This is a genomic window from Cytobacillus sp. S13-E01, from assembly GCF_029193815.1.
GTDB lineage: Bacteria > Bacillota > Bacilli > Bacillales > Bacillaceae_L > Bacillus_BV.
Map to the genome: position 1 here is coordinate 54,449 of NZ_JARFVC010000020.1, position 9,189 is coordinate 63,637.

The 9,189-nt window shown below is 32.6% G+C and carries 8 protein-coding genes and 1 pseudogene; 6 read left to right on the top strand and 3 right to left on the bottom strand.

Annotated elements, in window-relative coordinates; all coding sequences use genetic code 11:
• Positions 1 to 65: 65 nt before the first annotated feature.
• Positions 66 to 1,019, bottom strand: a complete 954-nt coding sequence (locus tag PY093_RS13285) for a metal ABC transporter solute-binding protein, Zn/Mn family (protein WP_275646354.1) — start codon at positions 1,017 to 1,019, stop codon at positions 66 to 68.
• A gap of 232 nt (positions 1,020 to 1,251) precedes the next feature.
• Between PY093_RS13285 and PY093_RS13290 the strand changes: the two genes are divergently transcribed.
• From PY093_RS13290 to PY093_RS13300, 3 genes are all read left to right on the top strand, one after another.
• On the top strand, positions 1,252 to 2,142 hold the full coding sequence (locus tag PY093_RS13290) for a multicopper oxidase family protein (protein WP_275646355.1): 891 nt from the start codon (positions 1,252 to 1,254) through the stop codon (positions 2,140 to 2,142).
• 248 nt (positions 2,143 to 2,390) lie between these two features.
• Positions 2,391 to 3,569, top strand: coding sequence for a stage II sporulation protein P (gene spoIIP / locus PY093_RS13295; protein ID WP_275646356.1), 1,179 nt, complete (start codon positions 2,391 to 2,393; stop codon positions 3,567 to 3,569).
• 471 nt (positions 3,570 to 4,040) lie between these two features.
• A complete protein-coding gene (locus PY093_RS13300; protein WP_275646357.1) occupies positions 4,041 to 4,934 on the top strand; it encodes a C39 family peptidase in 894 nt (297 codons plus the stop codon).
• Between the two features lie 152 nt (positions 4,935 to 5,086).
• On the opposite strand, the gene PY093_RS13305 is transcribed toward PY093_RS13300, so the two are convergent.
• Entirely contained in the window at positions 5,087 to 5,287 is a 201-nt protein-coding gene (locus PY093_RS13305) for a hypothetical protein (protein ID WP_275646362.1), read from the bottom strand.
• Between the two features lie 349 nt (positions 5,288 to 5,636).
• On the opposite strand from PY093_RS13305, the gene lhaT reads away from it, so the two are divergent.
• The 3 genes from lhaT (at position 5,637) to PY093_RS13320 (ending at position 8,542) form a co-directional block, all read left to right on the top strand.
• Positions 5,637 to 6,242, top strand: coding sequence for a lipoprotein heptaprenylglyceryl N-acetyltransferase LhaT (gene lhaT, locus PY093_RS13310; RefSeq protein WP_275646358.1), 606 nt, complete (start codon positions 5,637 to 5,639; stop codon positions 6,240 to 6,242).
• Positions 6,243 to 6,274: 32 nt separating this feature from the next.
• Positions 6,275 to 7,435 carry a D-alanyl-D-alanine carboxypeptidase family protein gene (locus tag PY093_RS13315; RefSeq protein WP_275646359.1) on the top strand — a complete coding sequence of 387 codons (1,161 nt, stop codon included), beginning with the start codon at positions 6,275 to 6,277 and terminating at the stop codon, positions 7,433 to 7,435.
• 537 nt (positions 7,436 to 7,972) lie between these two features.
• A complete protein-coding gene (locus PY093_RS13320; protein ID WP_275646361.1) occupies positions 7,973 to 8,542 on the top strand; it encodes a YdhK family protein in 570 nt (189 codons plus the stop codon).
• 314 nt (positions 8,543 to 8,856) lie between these two features.
• On the opposite strand, the pseudogene PY093_RS13325 reads toward PY093_RS13320, so the two are convergent.
• Positions 8,857 to 9,189 (bottom strand): annotated as a pseudogene (locus PY093_RS13325) (IS4 family transposase); the annotation flags it as partial.

Genomic DNA, 9,189 nt, shown 5'->3' on the forward strand with positions numbered 1-9,189 from the left:
TTAGGTGTCTAACGCCTGGCACCATACCACCGGTTCCGAGGGCCGGTACCATTTCCTTTAAAATATCAATTAAGACCTTGTTTTAGGGCCTGTATATTTTTTTTCATTAAAGAAATGTAGTCTTCATTGTTAGAACGATTTTGATCAGAAATTGATTCAAGATTATAAAGAGTTAAAATTTTTGTTCCCGTTTCTCTTTGCACCGTTTCAGCAATTTTTGTTGTAGAATTCTCCTCAAAAAATATATATGTTATGTTGTTTTCTTTCACCAAGTTTATCAAATCAATTAATTGTTTTTGTGAAGGTTCATCAGATGGGGAAAGACCACTAATTCCAATTTGCTTAAGTCCATAAGAATCTTCCCAATACCCGTATGCTGAATGTGATACTAAAAAATTTTTATTCTGAGCATTATTAACCATATTTATAAATTCAGAATCTACTTGTTCTAAGTCCATCTTTAAGGAATTAAAATTCTTTTCAATCTCTTCTTTTTGATCTGGAATTAACTGAACGAGTGCGTTTTTAATGTTTAATGCTGCACTAATCGAACGCTTAGGCTCTAACCAAAAATGAGGATCCCTATCCGTTTCTTCCTCGTGCTCCTCGCTATCTTCTTCTGCATCATTTTCGGTTTCCTTAGCCTTTATAATATCAACATTATTAGTTGCATTAACAATTAATACATCTTCATTTTTAACCGCATCTATTATTGAATTAGCAAAACCTTCTAAACCTGTACCTGTATAAATAAAAGCATCACTCTCAGCTAGGCTTACCATAGTCTTTGTGGTAGGTTCAAACGTGTGAGCATCAGAGCCAGAAGGAATGATTAGCTCAACATTTATATTCCCGCCACCGATTCGCTCAGCAAAATACTGAAGCGGATAAATCGTAGTGTAAATAGTACGTGTATCTTTATTTTGAGAATTCTTATTTAAGTTTACATTATTACTACAAGCAGATAATGCCAAAAAAGTTAATATCAAAAAAATGGGCGTTAGTATTTTCATTTTCATCGTTTTATCTCTCCTTTGATGTATAGGGTACATTTCGTATTATAGTAGGAATGATTACGATTTGCAACATAAATTTTTATTTTCATTCATTTGCGTTGCAATCAGTCACTTCAAAAATAATTTGACCATAGAAGTTATTATTAAAATTGGAGCGCTTTTTATAAACATGTAATGATAAGGCTTTTTCATTAATAGGATATTATAAATCCAAAATTGTTTAGGGGAGATTGAAGTGAATCTATGGGAAAAGAGAATGAAGATGCCTGACGGAAAAAAAGCTACGTATAAAAACTTCGAAAATGTCAGACATTTCAAATTTACTGCCCAGCTTATTTCGCAAAAAATACTAAAAGATATAACTTTAAATGCTATAGGCTATAACGGTACTACACCTGGACCGCTAATGATTGTTAAACAGGGGGAACTCGTTTCTCTTGAAGTCGAAAACAGGCTGGATGAACCAACTGCTCTACATGTTCATGGATTATCAAAACCAAATAGTCAAGACGGAATGCCCGAAATAGAACCTACACCAAAGATAAAACCCGGGGAGTCTTACACTTATAAATTTTTTGCTTGGCAAAGTGGGACATTTTTTTATCATTCCTCAACACCAAAGCAAGAAAGTAATGGTTTAATAGGAGCATTTGTTGTACTGCCAAACGAATTCTATCAAGTACCTAACCATGATTATGTTTTACTGTTACAACAATGGGAGATTGATCAGCCTGAATTAGGAAAGATAACCCCAGGAACGTATAAGCCCAAAAACTTTAATCGTAATCCAAACTTCTTCACGATAAACGGAAAAGCATTTCCAATAACAACACCACTTTTAACAAGACTTGGAGAAGTAATAAGAGTACGACTAATTAATAATTCAAACCAATCACATACAATGCACATACATGGTCATGACTTTAAAATAATAGGTGAGGATGCCTTCTTAAGAAATGGAAAAATGTTAGATACTATTAATGTAGCATCTGGGAAGAGATTTGATCTTGAACTTATCGCAAATAATCCTGGAATATGGCCAGTGAATGGTACTAAACCATTTCATAAAACAAATAATGGTGTTTCACCAGGTGGAATGCTCACTAAATTAAAATACGTTAAATAGTAAAGACATACATGAGATACAATTGATTGGTAGCAATCTACTATTCTTTTTAAAAAGTGGAAGTGCAGAAATTATCTGACTTCCACTTTTTCCACTTGGTTATTTTATTAGGACTATTAACGAAAGTTATTATAATCCTAGATAAACTCTATTAAAGGGATTTTTTCTATCATTTTCCTTCTAAATATATCGTTTTGTACATATCTTTTAATAGGGTAAATAACCATTATTCGATATCGGAGGTCATTATGTATAGCCGTTATAAAGCAAATAGTCACAATGCAACACTATCACTAAAGTCAGTGTTTACTATATTTATAGTACTACTATCATTTATATCAAGCACTATTGCTGTTATTTCTTCTTCCGAATTAAAATCTCATTTTACGAGTCAAACCTTAAATGAATGGATTGATGAATTTCCAACGGAATCGCTAGTATATTTAATAGGCTTAGAAAATAACTACTTTAAACAAGGCTTACCGTCAGAAAGTAGGCCCCCAAGTTTATCATCAATTGCGTTAGAACTTTTTACTAGTATTCAGTTTGGAGATATTCGTAGCCTATTGGGAAGTGAAATCCCAGGGTACAAAATCTATGACACAAAAATATTAGTAGCTGGGGAAGGAACAGACTATACAACCTTGCCTATTGAATCGGCAGCACCTTTAGAGGTGTTACTACAAGAGCGCGAAGCCTCTATTGAAAATTTGAATAAATTAGATACTAACGAAAACGAAAATACAAAACCAAAACCACCCATCAATACAACAAATGGCAGAAAGGTAGCTTATATATACCATTCACATAGTAGAGAGTCATTTTTACCTTATCTAAAGGGTGAAACAGATCCAGATAAAGCACATAACTCTAAGATAAATATAACAATGGTGGGACAAAAGTTAGGTGAAGCTCTTGAAGAAAGGGGAATAGGTACAGAGGTTGATACCACAGATATTATTAGTTTACTAAATACTAGAAATCTAAGTTATTATAATGCTTATAATGTTGCGAGAGAAGTAGTCGAAACAGCAACATCTGAAAATAAAGACTTGAATTTTCTCTTTGATATTCATCGAGATGCTCAACCCAAAGAGGTTACTACAGCTACTATAAATGGTAAAGCCTATGCAAGGTTATTTTTTATCATTGGAACTGATCATAAAAACTACGAAAAAAATCTAAATTTCGCAAAAGAAATCAACACACAAATAGAGAAAAAGTATCCCGGCATCTCGAGAGGGGTATTAGAAAAAAATAAAAGTCAGGGAAATGGAGTATACAATCAAGACTTATCTCCTAACTCAATTATTATTGAAATGGGGGGAGTAGGTAACAATTTAGAAGAGCTGTATAGAACTACGGAAGCACTGGCTGATGTAATTAGTGAGTATTATTGGAACGAGCAAAAAGTTAATGCCGAATAATACTAGTTGTAATCTCGTAATTGAAAACTGTCAACGAAATTATGCTTAGAGAATAAAAAGTAGTAGATTATAGTACCGTTTATCTCCAGGGCAACCTTTCCTGGGGATTTTTCAAACTAAACATAATATTTTTTATTAGATTATTCAAACTTTCTTCACATTTATTCAGTATAGTAAGGATAGGTTAACTATCAATTATTAAAAATTGACTAAATAACTAAGAAAAACTTTAAGTCTCTAGTGTGAGGTGAAATAAGTGTTAGGAAAAAGGTTTCCGTTGATACTTCTACTTTTATTATTCCTTTTACCTATTGTCATTATAATGTTCGAAAGTAGTGGATTAAATAAATAATAGTAAAATTTTTAATCGAAAATAGCAATTATTTAAATAAAGATTATTTTATATATTTCAATCTTCAGTATAATCTAGTAAAATAAGCCGAAGTAGTGAAACATAAAGTGGGTTATAATATGATAGATTTAGGTATCTTAATTGCAGCAACGATGACTTTATTAATTTCAATCAGTCTGTTGACAAAAAAAATAAGTCAAAAAATTATAAAAATAGCTTATTTTTATAATTTTTTATTTTTCCTTTTATTTTTATTTTTGATAAGCTATCGAGTCGAATTTGATCAACTATTTATAAAAAACGATCCAGGTAAAAAGTCTATAATCGTAGCGAGTAATCCTAACCAGGATCAAAATATTCTCAACGATTCAATTAATGAAAAACAACAAAAACCGCTGGTCAAGGCAAACGTAATGATTGATGCACCAATCGTTAAACAATATCCTGAGTTGCCACGGGGTTGTGAAGTAACAAGCCTTGCAATGCTTTTACTACATGCTGGTGTCCAAACAGACAAAATGGAACTTGCCCAAAAGGTTAAGAAAGACACAACACCATATAAAAAAATAGATGGGGTTATCAATTACGGTGACCCAAATGATGGATTTATCGGCGATATGTACTCTTTAGAAAATAGAGGATATGGAGTCTATCACAAACCAATTAAGGATTTGGCTGAAACATATTTACCGGATAAAATCCTTGATTTAACTGGTAGTGAATTTAATGAATTGGAGCGTCAATTATCAAATGGCGTACCGGTTTGGATAATTACAAATGTAACCTATAAGGAATTACCAAGTTCGTATTTTCAAAACTGGCAAACTCCAAATGGTCCAATCAAAATTACCTATAAGGAACATTCTGTCTTAATTACCGGATATGACCCTGATTATATTTATTTTAATGACCCTATTACAGGCATTAATAATAAACAAGCCTCAAAAGAAGATTTTATAAAAGCTTGGATACAAATGGGAAGGCAAGCAATTACGTATATTCCAGATAGTTAGAAAGACTGATGTTCCAAAAAAAAGCAATGATGTTAATCCTAATATAGGAGAACATCATTGCTTTTTTAGTATTTATGAACTAGCTTTAATCAATTTGTAATCGTCTGGCCTCTGTAAAGATCTTGAAAATTGTACTTGTTTCCAAAATATACTTAATGCCAAATCATAAAGATAAGCACTGCCCAAATTTTTCGACTATAATCGGCTTTTCCTTTACAATGATCGTTTAGTAATTGAATGATAATCTCTATATTTGTATGGGTTATTATACTGTTCATATCATGGAATGTATCTTTTAGTTTTTCGCTAGGTTCTATATCCAGTTCATGTATGCAACCAACGAATCCACACATAAGTAATCTTCACCTTTTTAGGAAGAATAAATTTATTAAAAAAGAAGTAAGTAAATTGGATGAAAGACTACGATTATTACTTTAGTTTCTCCTAAATAAACGTCTAAACGAATAGTGTTATATCTATCATGTAAATATGAAGAATTTGTGAAGTAATATAACCTTAATATATGAAATATGTGGTGATAAAAAAGTGGCTAAAAACATTTCAATTTGTGTTTACATATCGAAAGTTGTATGGCAAATTAATAGAATAGAGTTATTAGTTGCTTTTTTGATAGGGAATAAGAGGTAGTCTTAAACGAATAACATTTCCAAAATAAAAGCACGTAGAAAAGAGGTATAGTAAATGAAAATAATAGAATTTTTAGGAACACGCTGGGTAATTTGGGTACTTTTCATTATAAATACTCTTGGCACAATCTATGGATACATCTGGTATGAACCTCAATTATCAAAGACCCCAGAGAAGTTTCTACTCTTTGTTCCTGATAGTCCTACAGCGAGTCTATTCTTCGTCTTTGTATTGCTAGCTTTTTTATTAAAAAAGAACTGGCCAATTATGGAAGCACTTGCAATTGTTACGTTGTTTAAATATGGTATTTGGGCAGTGATAATGAACATTCTTCTGTATATTGAAACAGGTTCATTACATTGGACAGGTTATATGTTAATTGCTTCACATGGTGCTATGGCTATTCAAGGACTTTTATATGCACCATATTATCGTATAAAGATTTGGCATCTGACCATAGCAGCGATTTGGACATTACACAATGATGTGATTGATTATGTATTTTTCATGATGCCATGGTATGGTGTTTTAGATAAATATCTGCCTCAAATTGGATATTTAACTTTTTGGTTAAGTATTTCAAGCATCGCGATTACATACTTCCTATGTATACACAAAGAGCCGCACCAAATAAACCTTGGGCTAAAAAATAAAAATTAAGGACTGGAAATTAATTTTTGGCAGGTGATTACATGAAGAAAATTGTCGTTGCGATTTTTTATTTAATAGGAATAAACCTTTTTTTACCAACTCTTGCTATTGGTAATTATCAATTAACTATACCAGATATACAAAGTGAAGCTGTGATAGTTGTAGAAGGAAATTCAGGAAAAGTATTCTATCAAAAAAATTCAAGCCAAAGTATGTACCCCGCAAGTTTAACAAAAATTGCAACGGCAATATATGCCATTGAAAAGAGTAATCTCGAAGATCAAACAATAGTCAGCCTAAATGCTACTCAAGTAGACGGAACAAGGGTGTACTTGGAAGAGGGTGAAGAGATTACCTTAAAAAAACTAGTACAAGGTTTGTTAATAAATTCAGGGAATGATGCAGGTATAGCAATTGCAGAACATATGGGTGGAAATGTAGAAAAATTTGCTGAAAAATTAAATGAATATCTTATTAACGAAGTAGGACTTCAAAATACAAATTTCAAAAATCCACATGGGCTTTTTGATAAAGATCATATTACAACAGCAGAGGATTTAGCAATTCTTACACAATATGCCATGCAAAACAAAGTGTTTCAAAACATTTTTAGTACAAAAGAGTTAGAATGGAAGGGACAAGACTGGGAAACCACTCTTTATACTCATCATAAATTAATGAGAGAAGACCCTTATACAGGGATTACAGGTGGAAAAACTGGTTATGTTGATCAATCTGGTCAAACGCTTGTGACTACAGCTCAAAGAGATAACTTAAATATAATTGTTGTAACTCTAAATGCGTCATCTAAAAGAGACATCTATAACGATACAAAACAACTTCTTGATTATGCTTTTGAACATTTTGAAACAAGAGTCATACCAGAAGGGAAAGTTATAATTAAAAATAAAAATGAGTTTAAAGTACCTCAAGATATTTATTATACAACAGAAAAAGGAGAAGAAACGGTACAAAATATTAGCGAAGACGGTAAATTCGAAATCTTAAGTTCTAATCAAGAACTGCTAAAAACAATCCAATTGGATAAGGTTGAAAGAGAACAGCAAAATAAAGGATTATCATCGACCATTGAGAAAAAAGAACAAAATAATTACTTTTTATCAAACCTAACTGCTATTCCTGTCATCTTAACTTTAGCAGTTTTAACCTTGTATTATAGGCGAATAAAAAGGTATGGGTAATAAAGTAAGGTAGTTCAAGTACTGTGGAGTGTGGAGAAGGCAATATATCAAAATTTTTAATATATATGTGCTTAGAACATTGTAAAAAATGCGAAAGGCGCGCCCGCCTATCGGCGCGTCGATTAAAACCCGCTACGTCCTGTGGCGAACATCGACATCAGCACATCCTGTGCAAGTCAAGCATAAGCCGATCCGTCTGGAAGGTTGTTCTTTGACCTTCTAGACGGATTGGCTTATACCATAGAGCCGGGTGGCACCCGGAGCTAGACACTATAACTAGGTACAAACTTTTATACTTTCTTATCTTTAAAAAAAATATGAACAACTACCATAAACAAACACTATACCCGAGAGTCTATTAAGGGAAACTAATGAAGCCTCTTAAATTTAGTACATAAAAAGTAAGTGAATTGGGAATAACTAGAAATTAGTGATGCAAAATGGTTTGTTTTTTTTGCGCACACTCTCTGTACATATTCTTGGTTTATATTGTTGAACGTCTAAGGAGGAGTTATTAGCGTGTCGATTAGAAGATTAATGAATAAACAAGTATTATTTTTATTATTTGTAGCTTTATTATTAGTCATAGGAGGGTGCTCCAATGCTAATGATGAAAACACAGAGGACTCAGAAAGTACAGACAGCATGGATGGAATGGATCATAGTAATATGGACATGTCAAGCCCAGGTGATGTTCCTGAAGATTTAAAAGAAGCAGAGAATCCAACCTATAAAGTTGGTAGTCAAGCGATTATGGAAAATGATCATATCGCAGGTATGAAGGGTGCTGTTGCAACCATCAGAGGGGCGTATGATACTACTGTTTACACTATATCGTACACTCCGACAACTGGTGGAGAAAGAGTAGAAAATCATAAATGGGTTATCCATGAAGAAATTAAAGATGCTGGTAATGAACCGTTTGAACCTGGAATGGAAGTTACTATTAGTGCTGATCATATGGAAGGTATGGGAGGAGTATCTGCCGAAATTGATTCAGCTGAAAAAATGACAGTATACATGGTCGATTTCACTCCAACTACCGGTGGTGAAGAAGTTAAAAATCATAAATGGGTAACAGAAAGTGAATTGTCAAAACCGGAGTAATGTTTGTATTTCTTAACCATCATAAAAACTTTTCTTTTTTAATATTCAAAAGCCAGTAATTAGTCAGAGATAAGATACACACAGCTGCAAACAGGTTAGAAACAGGCTTTTGAGAAGTCTGTTTTTTTCTTTGTTTAGGAAATTACACTAGCGTTGCATAAAAAAATTATGAAAAAGTCAAGAGTGTAAAAAAGGTATATTTTTGAATATAATTCCAAAATATTACATAACAGAATATTCTGTATTTTTACTTTTAGGTTAATTGAGAAAAAAGGGTAAGGGGTCCTATTTGAAGGTAGTCCTTATCCATAATTTTACAAATAAACAGGGTCATATATTAATTCATCTAAATGCTGAACATCTCCTTTTTCAAACTGTGCTAGGGTTTCAGTGAAAACCTGTTCATGGTTTAGTCGCCTTCGACCATCTGATGATCGATCAGGCCTTTCAAAAAGTGCTTTTACAAAATTGAAGAAGCATTTCGACCAATATTCACCTAAAAACTCAAGCATATCAAGGAGGGTTCCTTGATAACTTACTTTTTTCTTCATCAATAAAGTTAGACAAAAGGTGATCATAGCTATGTAAATTTGATTGTAAACGGCATTTGCGCTTTTTCCATAACATTTTTTAATGACCAAATGCTG

What these genes read in the sequence shown, in the direction of transcription:
- PY093_RS13285 (WP_275646354.1), bottom strand. Translation starts at nt 1,019, where the DNA reads ATGAAAATGAAAATACTAACGCCCATTTTTTTGATATTAACTTTTTTG.
- spoIIP (WP_275646356.1), top strand. Translation starts at nt 2,391, where the DNA reads ATGTATAGCCGTTATAAAGCAAATAGTCACAATGCAACACTATCACTA.
- PY093_RS13300 (WP_275646357.1), top strand. Translation starts at nt 4,041, where the DNA reads ATGATAGATTTAGGTATCTTAATTGCAGCAACGATGACTTTATTAATT.
- PY093_RS13305 (WP_275646362.1), bottom strand. Translation starts at nt 5,287, where the DNA reads ATGTGTGGATTCGTTGGTTGCATACATGAACTGGATATAGAACCTAGC.
- lhaT (WP_275646358.1), top strand. Translation starts at nt 5,637, where the DNA reads ATGAAAATAATAGAATTTTTAGGAACACGCTGGGTAATTTGGGTACTT.
- PY093_RS13315 (WP_275646359.1), top strand. Translation starts at nt 6,275, where the DNA reads ATGAAGAAAATTGTCGTTGCGATTTTTTATTTAATAGGAATAAACCTT.
- PY093_RS13320 (WP_275646361.1), top strand. Translation starts at nt 7,973, where the DNA reads ATGAATAAACAAGTATTATTTTTATTATTTGTAGCTTTATTATTAGTC.